The 590-nt window shown below is 59.8% G+C and carries 1 protein-coding gene; it reads left to right on the forward strand.

Features of this window, described 5'->3' with window-relative positions:
* A partial coding sequence (locus AAY47_RS18600) for a toprim domain-containing protein (protein ID WP_047771781.1) occupies positions 1-590 on the forward strand: 590 nt, incomplete at both ends.

The raw sequence follows: 590 nt of genomic DNA on the forward strand, positions 1-590 counted from the left end.
CAGTCGGTGTGCTGCGGGAGAACGGGCGGGAGCATCTGCGCGGTTCGCTGGTTGTGCCGGTGAGGGGAACACAGGGGCAAATCCATGAACTGTACGGGCGCATGATCAGTGATGATCTGCGGGCGTCGGTTATCCGTCATCTGTACCTGCCGGGGGCCCATCACGGCGTCTGGAATGAAGCGGCGCTGGGTGCGTCCAGGACGCTTATCCTGTGTGAATCACTCATTGATGCGATGTCGTTCTGGGTCGCAGGGCAGCGCCATGTCACGGCGGCCTATGGTGTACATGGTGTCACCGCTGATCACTGGCAGGTCTTTGAACAGCACAACATTAAGCAGGTGCTGATCGCCTTTGATAACGATACCGCAGGCAATGAGGCGGCGGTGAAACTGGCGTCAGCACTGGTTGCCAAAGGGATCACACCGCTGCGCGTGGTGTTCCCGCCGGGCAGGGATGCCAATGAATATCTGTGTCAGATGGCGGAACCCGAAACCGCCTTTGCTCTGCTGATTGAGCGTGCTGTACCGATGCAGGAGGCGGCGGATATGGTGGCTCTAGAGCGCCAGACACCTGAGCCAGACACAGCACCC

The sequence above is a fragment of the Xenorhabdus griffiniae genome, assembly GCF_001028135.1.
Taxonomy (GTDB): Bacteria; Pseudomonadota; Gammaproteobacteria; order Enterobacterales; family Enterobacteriaceae; genus Xenorhabdus; species Xenorhabdus bakwenae.